Consider the following 15,610-nt stretch of genomic DNA (forward strand, 5'->3'; position numbering starts at 1 on the left):
GGCTGCACACCTACAATCACCACCGCGGACACACCGCGCTGAAGGGCCAACCACCCGCCAGCCGCGTCCCCAACCTCACAGGGCAATACACCTAGGCGGCGGGAGCGGGAGACGGCCGGGTCGCGGGGGTCGAAGGAAACCAGGTCCATCGCCTGGGCGATGCGCTCGGGATGAACGGTGAAGTCGAAGTGCCAGCGCCGCGCGATGACCTGGCTGGTCTCCTTCGGCAGCCGGTTGGCCTTGTCGGGGAGGCGTTCGAGGATGCGGTGGTCGTGGCTGGCCAGCGCGCAGGCGATCGCCCACACCGGCTCATACGCGGTGCCGAGGATGTTCTCGGCGTCGGCGCCGGGCGGGATGTAGACGGGGACGATCAGCGAGGCGGTCTTGCCGGAGACGTCCAGGCGCAGGGCGCGGCCGAGGGCCTGGACGCAGCGAATCACGCTGCGGGTGGGGTCGGCGAAGACGATCGCCTGAACGCTGGGGATGTCGACGCCTTCCGCGATCAGACGCGAGTTCGCGAGGATAGCGACGTCGGCGGCGGCGAACCGGGCAAAGATGTCCGCGCGCTGGGCGGGCGTGTGCTCGCCGTGGGCGAAGAACAGCTGCGGGTCGACGCCGGGCACCAGGTCGGGGTCGGTCTTGGCCAGCAGGCGCAGGGTGTGCGGGAGCTCGCGGGCGAAGCGGCGGGCGTCGGAGACCAGGTTGAAGTAGACCAGCACCTTCCTCAGACCGTGCTCGGTCATGGCACGCAGCACGGACAAGTGCAGGGCGGTGGTGCGCAGCGCACCACCGCCCTCCGGCTCTTGCGCGGTGGTGCCGGGGGTGGGCAGGTTCAGGCGGCGGCGCAGGTCGGTGTCGGTCAGGGTCGGGACCACGATGCGGTAGTCCGCAGCCCGCCCGTCGGCGACCGCCTGCACGAGCGGGTACTCGACGACCTTCTTGCCGTACACCTGCTCGTTGCCCATGGAGTTGGCGAACGCATCCACCTCCGGCCCCTGCGAGCGCTGGCGGCGCGGGCGGATCAGGTCGGCGGACTCCGCCAGCTCCGGGGCGGCGAAGATACGGGGCGTGGCGGTCATGTAGAGGCGGCGGTCGGCGCGGATGCGCGTCGCATCGTTGACGATCGCCCACTTCTTGTCCGAGCGGCCCGCGATCCGGTGCGCCTCGTCCATGACCGCCAGGTCGAACGGCGGCACCGCGTACCCCGTCTTCTGGGTGTCCTCGATCTTGTTCAGGGAGTCGTAGGTGCAGATCACCGTCAGCGCCCGGATGTGATCCTCCCCCTCCCCCACCACCGACATCAGTCCGGCCAGCGCGTACGGGTCGGCGGTCGTATGACACGAGCGGCCACCAGATCGGGCCGGCCTCCGGCGTCCATCGAGGACACGATCACCATGTGCTCCCCGTGACCGTCCGCCCGCCAGGCCAGCGCCGTCTGCGCCGCCAGGTCCAGCGTGGGCACCACGAACAGCACCAGGACCGCGCCGAGTTCGTCGGCCACGCGGATGGACACGAGCGTCTTGCCCGTCCCCGTCGCCGACACGAACAGCCCGCGCGTGCCTGGGCGTTGCAGATGCCGGGCCAGCCGCTCCACCGCGTACACCTGGTCAGGCAACAACGTCTTTCGCCCCGACGTAGGGCGCGAGGTACCAGCAACGACGCTCATCGGACGGAAGCTTCCTCAACAGGTGGCGAGCAGCAGGCAGCCGAGCGCCCGCACACCGGCGGCGGGCGCGTCGATCGCAGTGGCCGGGCGGGGCATGGGCATAGGCGGCAGCCTAGAGCCCGGCACCGACACAAGGAGCCACACCGCTCCATTCCCCGCCATCAGCGCCGTGGCCTCATCACCGCGGCGGGAGACGGAACCACGTGCGCACGCTGCCGGCGAGCGTCCGGGGCCGGCCTGTGGAGGCCCCGGTGACCGGGGTGCGTCTCCCGCCCGATGTAAGCCACCCTCCCGCCACGTCCCCCCTTGTGGTGACTGGCCGCGTGGTCCCCGCAGTCCAGCACAGTGGCCCGGTGTTCCCTCGCCCCCTGATACTTCTCCTCCTGGTGCTGCTGGCCATCGCGGGCTGCACCACCGTGACACTCAGCTCCCCGCCGGCCGACGGCCACCCCCTGGGGGCACGGGCTCCCTTCGCACCGGACGGATCGACTCCCACGGCGTCGATGCCGGTAGAGCCGTCCCCGGCATACTCCGCGCTGGTGCGGACCGGGACCGGCCGGACCCGACCGCCGAAGGTCCGGCACCCGCAGCGGAGCAGGGCCTCGGCTCCGGCGGCTCCCACACGGCGGCCGCACCAGGTCGCCCCTCCGCCGCGCCCGGCGCCGCGCCTTCACCCCGCCGAGCGGTGGCGGACGCACCCGCACCACCCGAGGGCACGCCACCACGCGCAGACGCCCACGAGCCACCCGCGGCCTCGCCCTCAGCCCTACCCCGGGCAGATGCGGCAGCTGTGCCGCAGCGCCGAAAAAGTGGCCGCCCCGGACATCGTGAACCTGTGCCCCCAAGCCTGGGGCTAGGCATCCCCAGCTACCGAACCCCGGCCGCTCACCCCCCGCTGCCTCCCACCGCCCCAAGCCCGGAAAACGAGGCGGCCACAGGGAGAGGGAGAACCATGCCTTTCACGGATGAAATGCGGCCGGGAATTCCCCGGCGCTGTGGCCGCCTAATTTTCGCCTCGGGCAACGACGCCGGGCGGCACTTCCAGAAATCCCCCGCGCTGTTTACCCTGGGCGGCAACGTACACATGACTTGGGTGGTCCGGCAGCTTCCGGCGTGGCTGACGGACCGCATTGTCCCCGCTCTCAAGGGCACACGGCCCGGGAAGAGGCAACCGCACCGGATCGCGCGCTCGCACCGCGCAGAGCCCCAGTGCGTCGGCAGGTGCTCAGTCCCAACACCAGGCAATTTCGCGTGGTGGTCGGACTGAGCGCTGCCATGCCTCGGGATCGACCACCGGAAAGGGGGCGATCCCCATGGATACGGACAAGATTGCACTTATCTGCTTGGCCATCATCGGCATGTTCAGCTTGATTCTCATTGCGCTCCACCACTTCCTGCACACCCTCAACATCGTCATCGGCGCGGCAAGAACCACGCTCGAAGAGATAGGCGAGGCTGCGGATAAGGCCACCGAGACGATCGACAAGGTGGCCGATGCCCGAGATCAACTGAACCGCCGATTCGGCGAGCAACACGGCATTCCCCAGGTCGAAACCCGGCCGCCCGTCACTACCCGCGCACAGAATACCGAGCCTCAACAGGGCCGCTTTCTCCTCGTGAACGGCACCACGGACCGCGAGGAGGCGCCTAACGACTGCGAGTGACACCGGTCGGGGCCGGGCATCCCCCGGCCCCGACGGCATCCTGTTACGAGTCCGCCCACACGGAAGATAGAGGAAAACGAGGTCCACGCGGGTCAGCGCGGGCTCCGCTTGCTCCGCCTCCTCGGAGTTTCGCCGACAAACACATCGCCTACAACACCGTGCATGGGCTCCCCGGTCATGCGGCACCGTCGGGTGTCGGCAGGGCGTGCAGACGGGCGCTCCTGGTGCTCGTGGGGCCAGCGGGTGGCGGGGGTGCGGCGACGGGCTCGTAGGGGCGCCACAGGTCTGGCATGCCGTGGCCGCGGTCCCAGTTCGGGGCGCCGGTGAGGGCGACGATCCGGTGCCAGGGGATGTGCAGGGCGCGGTGCCGGCCGCCCGGGCTGAACCGGATGCCGGAGTCGGTGACCGCCTCCAGGGTGCCGAACACGCTGGCCCACTGCTCGGCCGGGTCGGCGCGGCCGGTGGCGCCGCACAGGACGTCCACGCGGAGCGTGGTCCAGCGCAGCCACGACGCGAGCGTCTCGAGCTCTTCGGGCCTGCCGGGGACCCAGCAGCGGTAGCCGTCGCTCAGCAAGTGTGCGAGCCGGTAGAGCCGTTCTTCCTCTCCGGTCAGGCGCAGCCCGTCCTGGGCGTGGCGTGCGAGGCGCTGCTGCTCCACCGCCGCAGACGGGATGGCCGGTTCGCCGGCGCCGTCGCCCGGCAGCAGCGGGAACGCGGCGCGCAGCAGTTCCTCGGCCGCGCGAAGGTCCTGTGGGGTGCCGGTGACCGGGCCGCCTGCGGTGAACCGCGGCTGGTAGCGGGAGGGCTGGGCGGCCTGCTCCGTCTCCAGTTTGGCGACCAGGTGGGCCGGGGCGGCGATGACCGCGCTGTAGGAGGGTCCGGCGCTGTCGCCGCCGTTCCAGGACACGTAGTTGTCGACGTCGCGGTAGCCGTGGGGGACGAGAGGGCCCAGGACCGGGGAGGTGGCCAGGTAGGCGACCGGCACATCGCGGACGCCGGTCAGGGGCCAGTCCCGCACCAGCAGCAGACGCGCTGCGGTGGCGGCCGCCTCGGCCTCGAAGTCCTCCTCCAGGCGGGCGCACAGCGCCCTGACCGCCTGCGGCCACCACACGGCCAGCTCGGCGTCCGCCCAGGCGGCCGGGCTTTCGTGCGCGCTGCCCGCGGTGCGCGGTGGTGTGGGCAGCCGGGTGACGTCGACGACGTGGGCACCGGCCAGTTCCTCGGCGGCGGCCGCATACGCCAGATCCGCGGCCTCGGCTCGGGAGCGCCCGCGCGAGCGGGCGGCCGACCACACCCCGCACACCAGCGCACCCGCGTCAAGCTCCGGTGGCGCCCCGTACATCCAGTCGCGTGCCCGGGTGCGGGAGACCTTGCCGACCGCGGCGCTGACCTCGTCCAGGCCCTGGCGCTGGGGGGAGCCGGCCGAGCGGCGCACCGCGTCCCGGGCCCCGTTGTAGGCCTCGACCTCGGGGCAGTCGGCGGCGTAGGCGTTCAGGAAGGCCCGGTGGTCGGCGGCGAGCTGCTGCCAGGCGTCGGCGAGCGTGTCGGCGTCCCCGGCGAGCGCGGCATCGGCGCGGGCCTGCTGGAGCCACTGCTCGACCTGCTCGTCGTCGCCGGGTTCGTGCCGGGCGTCGTTGCGGGCGTAGCCGAGCCAGGTCCGCGGTTCACGGTCGGCCATGTCCCGGTCAAGGAGGTCTCGGCGGTGCGCGACGAACGCGGCGGTGCGCCACAGCGCGTCGGAGGCGGCCGGCAGGATGATGTCGCACTTCTTGCAGACCCGGTCGAACACCTCCAGCAGCGGGTACGTGGTGGCCTCGGCGGCGGGCTTGGAGTGCTGGCAGGCGCCGTTGTAGCGGCGCAGGTAGACGGCGGCACGTGGAACTTGGCGTTGTCGCGGCCGCCGGTCAGGGCGATCCGGACCTCGGCAAGGGAAGGCAGCACGATGCCCAGGCTCTTCCAGGCGCGCGGGGAGATCTCGGGGAAGGACCTGGCCATGGTCAGGCGGTCCAGTCCCTGCGGATCTCGGCGGCCAGGTCGCGTACGCCGAGCCCGTCACGGACCCGGGAGGCGAGGGCGACGGCCTCTTTGGCCTCGACGGTGACCGTCAGGCCCGATGCGGTCAGGTAGGCCGCGGCGACGGCCGCGCCGAACAGCTCGTTGCGCGACTCCAGCGCCGGAACTCGCACGAGGAGGTGAAGGAGCGCGGCGGCGCGGTGGTGCGCCTCCGGGTACACGGGGGTTCCCATGACCTCGTCGGCGTGCCGGGCGACGGCGGCCGCAAGGGCTCCCCAGTCGGTGACGTCAGGATCCGCCCGGAGGTACTGCTGCGCGGCCTCCAGGAGCCAGGCGCGGTCGACGTGCAGGATCACGCGGCGGCACCGCCGGCACCGCTCGTGCCGAACGCCTCGTCGAAGGCCGGTCCCCACGCGGTGACGAAGCCGCCCACGGCCGACACGAACCGGCGCCGGGCGACATCGTGCTCGAGGACCCGTCCGGCCAGTTCCGGCAATGTGACGCCGGTCCGCTCGGCCTCCTCAACGAGGGCGTCGTACGCCGCGTCGTCGATCGGTACCTGAATCTCTCTGGCCATATCGGCAGACTAGCAGCGGCCCAAGCCCGCCCGAAGGGCTTCGAAAGACGCCCCCTTGGGGGACGTACAGACAGCCCCGGGCCGGACTGACCGAGGTCGAGAGCTCGGGCCTGTTCGGGCTTTCCCAGCAACCGGTCAGCGCGGTCGACATGATCAGCGTGATGGGCACGGTCGCCGGCGCGCTCGCGATGAGGGCGGCCTTCCCCGCAGGCCCGTGCCGGACGAAAGGTACCGATGGCCGCGCCTGGTGGCCGAGCTGGAGTTCGCCGACGGCCAAGCGGCCGGCCGTACGGCAGCGCGGAGGGCGCAAACGAGCCGTGGCACTAATCTTGTCGCCCATGGACGTTGGCATGGACGACGCGGCTACTCCCTTCCCCACGCCCGCGGAGCTCTCTGACGGCGTCGACCGGCTGCTGGCCGAGGTGCACGAAGCGTTCACCAGCGACCGCTGGGCGATCCTCGACTCCGGCCGTGAGCGAGCAAAGTGGCTGGTATATGACGGTGCGGCGTTGCGCTACTGCTGTCAGTTGCTGCGCGAGATGGAGGTCTCTGCTGGGCTCGGGTTGGAGTTCGCAGTACGGACGTTGGGGCGGGCGCACATGGAGGCGTGGCTGCTCTCGCTCTACATCCACTTCGGCGGGTATCCCGCGGTGGTGCGCGTCGGCCAAGACGCCCGGTACAGCCTTGAGGGGCTGGACCGGGAGGCGAAAGCCTTCAACGAGCAGTTGGCTGAGCAGAAGGAGGCCGCCCTCCGCCGCACCGACAAGGTGCGACGCGCGAACGAAGGCATCACCCGCCGCAACCGCGAGCGCGTCGCAGGAACCCCGGAAACTCCACTGCTGGACGTTCCGCACGTTCCCCGCCTGGAGCCGAACATTGTGGACCTCAGCGCCCTGATAGCCGGGTTCGATCCTCATGCAGCCCGGAAGCTGTCGGTGTCTGAGATCGTGGACACCTTGACGATGTGGGCACCGAGGCTGGGGTTCGGCAACGAGAGCTTCCGCCCGGTCTACCTGATCTACCGATGGTTGTCGACGGTCGGCACCCACGCGACAATGCACATCCTCGACTCCTACGTGGACTACGGCACCGGCAAGAGCTGGTTCGTCAGGATCGCACCGGAGACGACCACTGGGTCGGCGATTGACAGCACGCTGGCCACAACGCTGTACGCGACCGCGTTCGCCGCAGAATGGGTGCTGAGCGCCCAAGGGTGTCCAACCGAGGTCAGCAGCGAGATCAGGACCTGGCTGGCGCCCGACCCGACTGGCCGTTCCGCGTGGTCCCCCGGCACGCCAGCCAGCTGAGACACGGCCCCACACCGCCATGCACCACCGTCGTACGGCGCTGCGCAGGTGGGCCGCTCCCGCCGGCCATCACCAGTGCCGCGATTGCGGAGGCTACGCTGTCTCATTCGGGCAGGGAGAGCGGCAGCAGAGGGGATGTCAGCTCCCTCGACCACGTGTAGGGGGCCTTCTGACCTGGGAAGTAGTGCGCCGCCTGGAATTGCCGAGCCACAGAACGGAAGCTCCGATATGGGGGCGCAGAAAATCAACGTGCGGAGGTACCGGAGCCGAACGGCCCCCCAGGGCCGGGCGGCGGAACCCTCCACCGGGGCCAGCCACGATCGCAGACCTGCGCTGTTGTGCAGCCGGTGCCGTTGCTACTGCCGGGCGAGCAGCACCGTCGGCAGCGAGCAGCAGGGGCCCGTGCAGCGTGCAGCAGCGCCGCGGCTGCTGCAGTGCCGGCGCTGGCCTGCTACCCATGCAGCACCTGTTGCGCCCGGCCCGTGCAAATGCTGCGTTGCAGCCAGAACACCATCTTGCTGCCGTCCAGCTGTCGCGGCCGTCGTACGTTGTGCGGCCCGGGTCCGGGAGGGCCGACTGGGGAGCACGCGCGGCCGATCGCGTGGGTGGGCAGTGCGCCTGTCGACTGGTGAGCGGCGGCGGCGAGACCGGCGACAGGATCCCGGGGGGCAGGGCGGCCCGGGGTCCTTCGCTGTCCGGGGCCAGGGGCACCGCTCCCAGGCTCTACACGCACTGGGGTGCGATGCCCTGGGGTTCTGAGCTGCGGCATTGCGCTGGTGTGCGTGTAGGCCCTGGGATCTTGGGCCGCTCCCCCGGCGAACTACGTTGTAGCGGAGCCGGCGTTGACCGGCCGGTCAGCCGTCGGCTCGTTCCTTCTCGATCGCATTCATCCTGCGGACCATGTCGATCTGCGCGCGGATCACCGTGTCGAACAGGGCCTCCGGATCGCCGTCGGGTCCGGCGTTCGCAGCCAGCAGCGAGGCGACTTGGCTGGCGAGGACAGTGAGCCCTTTCAGCGTTGCCTCTCAAGAGTGAGGACGGCTTTGGCGATGACGGCCATGAGGTTGGGGCTGCAATGCGCTCTGCGGAAGATCCGCCAGGACTTCAGTGTCCAGGAGCGCGTAGTCGGGGTCCGTCTCACGCAGCACCTTCAGCAGGCCCGGCGCCTTGTCCGCCAGGTGCCGGACGACTGTCGTGACGTAGGCGTGGGCGGTGCCGACCGATATGCCGAAGCCCGCGGCGAGCTGCGTGAGGGTGTCGTACCGCCGGAGGTAGACCAGGGCGACGAGAGCACGCTGGTGCGGCGGGAGCTTGCAGCGACGGTCACCCTCACGGGTGACGATGAGCATGGTTACCCACTCGACCAGAGCGTGAGGCAGGTCGAGTGCGGCAGGATATGGGACCAACAAGGCTCCCGCGCTGCTGAGTTGAGACGTCGAACACCTCTCTCAACGGAACGGGGGCCTTGTGCGTTGCGGGTGCCGGCCTCGTCACCCATCCGGTGGCCGCTCTGAAAGAGCTCAGTGACCACGTCGGCTGTCCCCACCGGCCGCGGACCTCGATCGGTTTGCGCACGGCGTCGTCAGTTCGGCGAGCGTCATACTACTGGTGTCGTCCGGTGCGTCCTTCAGCCAGCCAGGAACCGGGATCAGCCAAATCCAGAATCGAATGAGCCCCAAGATCGCCCGAACCTTGATCCTCGTCGGCTGCGGCGAGTGGCCGTACGATTTCGGGGACCACGCCTGAAATGGCCGCCGTCCCCGAAATCGCCAGTGGTTCAGAAGATCTGAACCTCGCTAATGTTGACCCCGCCCGGATTGTTCGGCCAGATGTATGTGGTCCACTTGCCGATCGGCTGGTCGGGCTGCCACCTGCCGTCTCCGTACCACTGGACGACGTTATTACCGGTCGAGATCTGGGTAACCCACGAGCCCGAGGTCATTGTGGTTCCAGCGTTGGCGAAACAGTCGGTCCACCAATGGCCGAACGTATTATGCAGCTCGAGGGACAGGTAGTCACTCGGGCCGCACTCGACCTCATCGATCGCGGACGCTGAGGATGTGGCGGCGACGGTGAGTGAGCCCGCCGCGACGAGGGTCGTCAGAGCGGACAGGACTACCCGTTTGACACTGTATTTCATGCAGGTCCCCTTTCTTCAACAGTCATGGAGTTCGAGGTGGGCGAGCAGGTAATCTCCAGGCTGACGGACAACACTTCTCCGGATGGGCCGACAACAGTTCTCCGGTTAGTTGGCCAGGCCAAGGCGATCAACCCCTTGCCTATGATGGCCTCGGCGACTCGGCGGCTCTCACTCTTCGGGCGAGCCGGGCCCCGGCGAGCGCCGTGCGGAATCGGAGACAGCGCCCGGAGGGGGCTCCGTCTCCGAGATCACCGGTGGTTCAGTAGATAGCAACCGAATCGATGCTGACCCCGCCCGGGTGGTTCGGCCAGATGTATATGGTCCACTTGCCGATCGGCTGGTCGGGCTGCCACCTGCCGTCTCCGTACCACCTGACGACGTTATTACCCGTCGAGATCTGAGTAACCCACAATTTACCATATTCACCGATATCCCCGATGAATTTCACTCCGGCGTTGGCGTAACACTCTTGCCAAACACCGCCCGCCTCATGCAGTGCGAGGGACAGGTAGTCACTCGGGCCGCAATCGACTCTATCGATCGCGGACGCTGAGGATGTGGCGCCGACGGTGAGTGAGCCCGCTACCGCGAGGGTCGTCAGGGCGGACACGGCTACGCGTTTGAGACTGTACTTCATACGAGTTCCCTGTTTCTTGTTGCTACTGGGACCGGACAGTGATTCCGCCCGGAGTCTAGGGTGAGGGTGTGACTCAGGTCGTTGCAGTGGCGGAAAGCAAGTGTGCCGCCTGATCCATCTGCTCCTGGACCTGTTTCTGGTAGCCGGTCAGGACCGTGATATTGGCGGATATGAGCTGCCGCTGGGATCCGGCAAGGACGGTGAAGTAGACGGCGGCGAGCTGTGATGAGCGGGTGCAGGACTCATCAGCGGTGGCCGTGGCGATCTCGTTCGCGGTCGGCTTGTCCGTGTCCCAGCGGTCGCCGGCCAGCTTCTCGGGAGCGTCAGCCGGGTGCCCGGCGGTGTTCATACAAGCTGACCAGCGCTTACGGGCGGCACCGACCCGGCTGTCTGCGCCCGCCAGCTGGAACGACTGACTGAACAGATCTCGGACGAGTTTCCCGCCTGGGGTGTCGGCGAGAGACGGTAGTTGCTTGCCCGCCTGGCCCCAGCAGGCGTTGTAGTCTTTCAATGCCCGGCCGGTCGGGCCATTGGCGGTTTTGAGCGGCACCGCGACGTGGAACCCAATGCGCTTGGCGGTCGCAGCACCGATGTAGCCCCAGGCGCCGGCCGGACGGGTCGCTTCCTTTTCCTGGTGCGTTTTCGTCGCGGTCCCGGTCATGTTCTGGCTTGCATAGCTTGTATGTCCCCGGCTCTTCATGCACCGGGTGATCAGCGCTTCGTTTGTCCGGTACAGCACGAGGTCGTCCTGCTCGGAGGTGCCGTAGGCGGACAGCGGCAGCTGGATCAGTCCGTCGTATCCGGTGACAGGCGCTGTCGGTGCGGCCCCGATGGGTGGCGGAGTCACTTGGGCACCACTAACGGTCCGACCGGTGGAGCAGCCGGCGGCCAGCAGACCGGCGGCGACCACCACACCAACGACGGGCAGTATGCCGCGCCTTGCGGCGGTAGTGACTTGGGCTGAGACCATGCTGGGTTTGCCTTCCCGGGAGCAGGGGCGAGGTCCGACCCCCCCGGCCAGTGAGAGCCACTGACTCATAAGTCCATGTGCTGGTGCTACCGCTCCAACGCCCGTCGTCGGACGCTCGGGCGTCGGACTTCCGCCACCCGATTGGGCGACTCAACAAGTGAACTCCGCTTCATGTTTGACCTCCAGGCAAAACAGTAGGCAGAAGTACTGCAGGTACGAGATGCCTGCACGCAGTTGGCAGGGGAGCGGACGTTGGAGCACTCGTTCGGGACGTGCGTGCGGCAGCTGCGACATGCCGCCCACATGACCATCGAGGAGTTATCGCATGCTTCCGGGGTAAGCATGCGGGCGATCGGCAATCTGGAGCGCGGTGAGAGCCCTGGGCCGCAGCGGGCCACGGTAACTGCACTCGCGGACGCGCTGCGGTTGACCGGGGAGTGTCGTGACGCGTTGCTGCGGGCTGCCCGCGGCGGTCGGCGGCGCAGCACGGCTCCGGCCCCGGGTTTGCTGGCGATGCCGCGTGTGGTGCCCGACTTCACCGGCCGCAGTCAGGAGGTGGACCGGCTAGCTTCGCTCGCGGACGGTGGGCCGGATGGGCTGGCGCCCATCATCGTGCTCTCGGGACAGCCCGGGGTCGTCAAGACCAGTTTGGCTGTGCACGCCGTCACCGAGCTGACGCACCGTTTTCCCGACGGGTGCTTCTTCGCCGACCTGCGCGGCTTGGAGACACGTCCGTTAGACCCCGCGGTTGTTCGCGAACGGCTCATCCGTGCCCTGGCGCCATCCCATCGCCGGCTGCCGCTCGACCTTCGCGACCGGGCGGCTGTGTACCGGTCCGTGGCGGCCGGGCGCCGCTTCGCCGTGGTGCTGGACAACGCGGCGGACGAGGCCCAGGTACGTCCGCTGCTGCCGGCGACCGGCGCGGCCATGACGGTGATCACCAGCCGCCGGACGCTGACCGGCTTGGAGGGGGTCGCCCGGCTGCGGCTGTCACCACTGCCTGACGCTGACGCACGCGTTCTGACGGATCCTGCATGCGGGCCGCTCGACTGGTGGGCGTACGTGCCCGTACTCCACAAACGCCCAACCGACCAAGTCCCGGAACGTCTGCCGCTGTCCGAACCCGATCAGCGTCTTGATCCGCGCCAGTATCCACTGCTGGTCCGCACACCCGTGGTAGTCGGCGCGGAGGAGGTCTCCGGGGCCGGGTTCACGCTGTTGCGCAGGGCTTGGACGGTCTGTGCCGTGTTGTCGTCGCCGATGTGCCGGTAGATCGAGAGAGCGCGGTCCATGTCGGCCAAGGCGCCCTGGTTCTCGCCCAGTTCGTGGCGCGCCCGGCCGAGCGTAACGTACATCTGCGCCTGCCACTGCGGAATGTTCGACGCCGGTTCCCAGGTGACGGCCGGCTCGAGTGTGTCGACCACGTCCTGATACCGGCCCTGCGCGAGGTGCAGCAGGCCGATGTCGCGTGCCGCCGATACCCGTGCCATTCCCGCGATCACAGGTGACGGCGCCGTGGCCGGGTCGGATGCCAGCGCGAGCCTTCGCTGGTGGGCCCGCAGAGCGTGGTCGGGCTTCCCAGTGCGCTCAAGTGCCCTGCCCAGGACGGACAGTGCGTGCCCCACCATGCCTTCGCGGTCGTTCACGGCGCGGAACCCTCGCATCGCCCGCGCGGCCATCGGCAGGGCGCCGTGGGCGTCCCCGGCCTTCAACAGCGCCACCGCCAGGTACGAGTCGGCCCACGCCTGCAGTCGCAGGTCCCCGGCCGTGACCGCTTCCGCGTGGGCCCGGCGGGCGCAGTCGGCCGCCCCCGCGGTGTCACCGAGGCAGGTGTTGTGCGCCCAGGAGAGGTAGTTCAGATGGGTCGCCGCCACGGAGTGGTCGGCCAGTTCGGCGGCGGCGTTGCTGGACAGGGCGAACACCCGGGGCCAGTAGCCCCAGTGGATCCAGCGGTCGGAGAACCAGTGCATGGCCTCGGCCACGTCGACCACGCGTCGCCACTGCCGTGTGGCGGCAGCCAGTTCCAGCGCGGCAAGCCAGTTGTCGGCCTCGGTCATCAGCCACTGCTGTGCTGCCTCGGGGGTGTCCAGCCGCATGCGGTCGTCCCGGTGGTCAGGGAGGGCCGCGTAGTCCGGGTCGAATCGGCGGCCGGCCACGATCGCCGTGTCAAGCAGCCAGTCCACCGCCTGCGCTTCGACGGCGGCGTGCTCGTCCTTGGGTTCTTCCTGCTCCAGTCGCCGCCGGGCGAAGATCCGGATGAGGTCGTGCAGCCGGTAACGCGCGGCGAACCCCGACTGGACCAGGCCGAACTCGACTAATTCGTCCAGGGCGTCCTCCGTACCGGCGTTCGGCAGCCCTGCCAGCACGGAGGCCAGTTGAGGGCCGCAGTGCGGTCCCGGCATCAGGGACAGGCGCCGGAAGAGCTGCTGCGCGGCGCCGGACAGCTGTGTGTAGGACAGGTCGAAAGCCGCGGTGACCTCCAGGTCGCCGGCGGTCAGTGTGTCCAGACGGCGTTCCTCGTCCTCGAGCCGGGCGGCGAGCCGGTCGGGTGACCAGTCGGGGCGGCTGGCCAGGCGGTTGCCGACGATCCGCAGGGCCAGCGGGAGGTTGCCGCAGGACTGTGCCAGTCGCGACACCGCGTCGGCGGTACGGCTGGCTTCGGGCAGGTCCGTGATCAGGCGCTCCAGCAGACCGCGAGCGTCAGCGTCAGGCAGTGGCGGCAGCGGGAGCCGGGTCACCCCCTCCAGACCGGTGAGCATCCGGCGACTGGTGATCACGGTCATGACCGCGCCGGTCGCCGGCAGCAGGGGACGTACCTGGGCCTCGTCCGCCGCGTTGTCCAGCACCACTGCGATCCGGCGTTGTGCCACCACGGACCGGTACAGGGCCGCCCGGTCGCCCAGGTCCATCGGCAGCCGGCTGCGGGCCGGCTCCAGGGTGCGGATCAGCCGTTCCAGGACGATGCCGGGGTCCAGCGGCCGGGCTTCGAGGCCACGCAGGTCGACGAAGAAGTACCCGTCGGGGAAGCGGTGCGACAGCTCGGTGACGGCGTGCACGGCCAAGCTGGTCTTGCCGACCCCCGGCTGACCCGATATCACGACGATGGGCGCCGATCCGTCCGGCGCACCGTCCGCGAGCGAGGCCAGCCGTTCCGCCTCCTGGCTACGGCCGGTGAAGTCGGACACCCCGCGGGGCATCGCCATCAGTTCCGGGGCCGGTGCCGGGCTGCGCCGCCGACCGACGCGGGCGGTCCGCAGCAGCTCCTCACGACCCTCGCCGGTCAGCCGCAGCGCGTCCGCGAGCGCGGTCATGGTGGCCCGCTGCGGCCCCAGGCTCTCACCGCGCTCCAGGTTGCCGATCGCCCGCACGCTCACCCCGGACGCGTTCGACAACTCCTCGATGGTCATGTGGGCGGCATGCCGAAGCCGCCGCACGAGCGTCCCTAACGAGCTGTCCAACCTCTGCTTCTCCGCTGGAAACACGTGCGGGCATCTTGCACCCGCGGTACTTGTGCCTGCTGTTCTGCCTGGGCTTTGAGCGTGACGCCCAGTCTACTTGTCCCGTCACCTGAACAAGTGGGCAATACCCGCCTGGCCGACACAGCGCTGTGTCAGGCGTGAAACGCAATAGGGCCGACTGCCAAGCCCGGCCGGGCAGTTGCCTCACCGTTCGGAAGTAACCCTGACTCACGCAGCGGACCCCGATCCTCAAGGAGATATCACATCGTGCCCACCAGCAGGAAGACCGCTCGGAGCCTATTCGCTGTAGCGTTACTGGCCGCAGGCCTCAGCATGGCAACTCCGGCGAATGCCGCGCCCGCCATGAATCAGGCACCTTGCACTACTGACGACTTGTTGCACATCTGGGGCCATTACAGTCGTCCGCAGATTGAGGGCCCTTCCGGGCCCTTCGAATACTGCGCCGCCAACGCTGGGACCATGGGACTCGGAGCTGGCGCCTGGGTGGACAAGATCTCCACTGGGAACAACGACATCCAGATGAACGACGCCAACGGCGCTACCATCAGGATCAGTCGCTGGAACATCGTGACCTACCCCAACCAGCCACCGAACATCACATCCATTCAGATCTTCTGAGGCGCCGGCATGTTCAGCGGCGGCGCGCTCGGGATCGCCGCCTGGCGCCGGACCAGCGCGGGGCGCACCCCGTACTGGAACGTCGGCGCGCAACTGCGGCCCGAGGCGCACGGGCGGGACATCGGCACCGCCGCGCAGCGCCTGCTCGTCGACTACCTGTTCGCGCACTCTCCCGTCGTACGGCTCGAAGCGGACACCGAGACTGCCAACGTCGCCGAGCAACTGTCCCTGGAGAAGGCGGGTTCACCCGCGAAGGCGTGATGCGCACCGTGGGGTTCCGCGACGGGCAGTGGCGGGACGCGGTGCGGTACACGCTGATACGAGGAGACACCGCGCGGCCGGACACGGCCGAAGGGCCGGAGTCCGGCCGCGCGTGACCGCCACCACACGGGCCCGTGCGGGCCGTGGTCGGCGAGCTGCTTGAGCGTGGTGGTCAGCAGCGGGACGGTGCCGTCGCAACCGCGCCTCAGTCGTGTAGAACTTCGCACCGCACCATGCCCCCGTCCCGGCAAGGGAAAGGCCCCCACCGGTGGTAGGGG

Annotated in this window: 12 protein-coding genes and 3 pseudogenes; 5 read left to right on the forward strand and 10 right to left on the reverse strand. The window is 69.2% G+C overall.

Features of this window, described 5'->3' with window-relative positions:
- Positions 1-458 precede the first annotated feature (458 nt).
- Positions 459-1,301, reverse strand: a pseudogene (locus ACFYMM_RS41540) (DEAD/DEAH box helicase family protein); the annotation flags it as partial.
- Positions 1,301-1,615: a DEAD/DEAH box helicase family protein gene (locus tag ACFYMM_RS41545; RefSeq protein WP_388397367.1), complete on the reverse strand. Its 315-nt coding sequence runs from the start codon at positions 1,613-1,615 to the stop codon at positions 1,301-1,303. The pseudogene ACFYMM_RS41540 and the gene ACFYMM_RS41545, both read right to left, overlap by 1 nt.
- Positions 1,616-2,979: 1,364 nt before the next feature.
- Here ACFYMM_RS41545 and ACFYMM_RS41550 point away from each other — a divergent pair.
- Positions 2,980-3,330: a hypothetical protein gene (locus tag ACFYMM_RS41550; RefSeq protein ID WP_388397370.1), complete on the forward strand. Its 351-nt coding sequence runs from the start codon at positions 2,980-2,982 to the stop codon at positions 3,328-3,330.
- A gap of 175 nt (positions 3,331-3,505) precedes the next feature.
- Here ACFYMM_RS41550 and ACFYMM_RS41555 read toward each other — a convergent pair whose 3' ends face one another.
- From ACFYMM_RS41555 to ACFYMM_RS41565, 3 genes are all read right to left on the reverse strand, one after another.
- Complete coding sequence (locus ACFYMM_RS41555; RefSeq protein ID WP_388397372.1) at positions 3,506-5,119, reverse strand: hypothetical protein; 1,614 nt, start codon at positions 5,117-5,119, stop codon at positions 3,506-3,508.
- A 208-nt stretch (positions 5,120-5,327) separates the two neighbouring features.
- Positions 5,328-5,699, reverse strand: coding sequence for a fic family toxin-antitoxin system, toxin component (locus ACFYMM_RS41560; protein ID WP_388397375.1), 372 nt, complete (start codon positions 5,697-5,699; stop codon positions 5,328-5,330).
- Positions 5,696-5,920, reverse strand: coding sequence for a hypothetical protein (locus ACFYMM_RS41565; RefSeq protein ID WP_388397378.1), 225 nt, complete (start codon positions 5,918-5,920; stop codon positions 5,696-5,698). Before ACFYMM_RS41565 ends, ACFYMM_RS41560 begins: the two co-directional genes overlap by 4 nt.
- Before the next feature lie 350 nt (positions 5,921-6,270).
- On the opposite strand from ACFYMM_RS41565, the gene ACFYMM_RS41570 reads away from it, so the two are divergent.
- Positions 6,271-7,227, forward strand: coding sequence for a hypothetical protein (locus ACFYMM_RS41570; RefSeq protein WP_388397380.1), 957 nt, complete (start codon positions 6,271-6,273; stop codon positions 7,225-7,227).
- Between the two features lie 1,109 nt (positions 7,228-8,336).
- Here the strand turns inward: ACFYMM_RS41570 and ACFYMM_RS41575 are convergent.
- The 4 genes and pseudogenes from ACFYMM_RS41575 to ACFYMM_RS41590 all read right to left on the reverse strand — a co-directional run.
- Positions 8,337-8,633 (reverse strand): annotated as a pseudogene (locus tag ACFYMM_RS41575) (transposase family protein); the annotation flags it as partial.
- Between the two features lie 371 nt (positions 8,634-9,004).
- Complete coding sequence (locus ACFYMM_RS41580; protein ID WP_388397383.1) at positions 9,005-9,367, reverse strand: beta/gamma crystallin domain-containing protein; 363 nt, start codon at positions 9,365-9,367, stop codon at positions 9,005-9,007.
- Between the two features lie 259 nt (positions 9,368-9,626).
- On the reverse strand, positions 9,627-10,004 hold the full coding sequence (locus ACFYMM_RS41585; RefSeq protein WP_388397385.1) for a beta/gamma crystallin domain-containing protein: 378 nt from the start codon (positions 10,002-10,004) through the stop codon (positions 9,627-9,629).
- A 73-nt stretch (positions 10,005-10,077) separates the two neighbouring features.
- Positions 10,078-10,917 carry a hypothetical protein gene (locus tag ACFYMM_RS41590; protein WP_388397387.1) on the reverse strand — a complete coding sequence of 280 codons (840 nt, stop codon included), beginning with the start codon at positions 10,915-10,917 and terminating at the stop codon, positions 10,078-10,080.
- 333 nt (positions 10,918-11,250) lie between these two features.
- On the opposite strand from ACFYMM_RS41590, the pseudogene ACFYMM_RS41595 reads away from it, so the two are divergent.
- Positions 11,251-11,415 (forward strand): annotated as a pseudogene (locus tag ACFYMM_RS41595) (helix-turn-helix domain-containing protein); the annotation flags it as partial.
- A gap of 686 nt (positions 11,416-12,101) precedes the next feature.
- Here ACFYMM_RS41595 and ACFYMM_RS41600 read toward each other — a convergent pair.
- The gene (locus tag ACFYMM_RS41600) at positions 12,102-14,456 is read right to left on the reverse strand and encodes an ATP-binding protein (RefSeq protein ID WP_388397390.1); all 2,355 of its coding nucleotides are present in this window, start codon (positions 14,454-14,456) and stop codon (positions 12,102-12,104) included.
- Positions 14,457-14,699: 243 nt separating this feature from the next.
- Here ACFYMM_RS41600 and ACFYMM_RS41605 point away from each other — a divergent pair, with 243 nt between their 5' ends.
- Entirely contained in the window at positions 14,700-15,071 is a 372-nt protein-coding gene (locus tag ACFYMM_RS41605; RefSeq protein ID WP_388397393.1) for a beta/gamma crystallin domain-containing protein, read from the forward strand.
- Between the two features lie 9 nt (positions 15,072-15,080).
- Positions 15,081-15,332: a GNAT family N-acetyltransferase gene (locus ACFYMM_RS41610; protein ID WP_388397395.1), complete on the forward strand. Its 252-nt coding sequence runs from the start codon at positions 15,081-15,083 to the stop codon at positions 15,330-15,332.
- Positions 15,333-15,610: the final 278 nt, after the last annotated feature.

Origin of the sequence: Streptomyces sp. NPDC006739 (assembly GCF_042869815.1) — a bacterium.
Classification (GTDB): Bacteria; Actinomycetota; Actinomycetes; order Streptomycetales; family Streptomycetaceae; genus Streptomyces.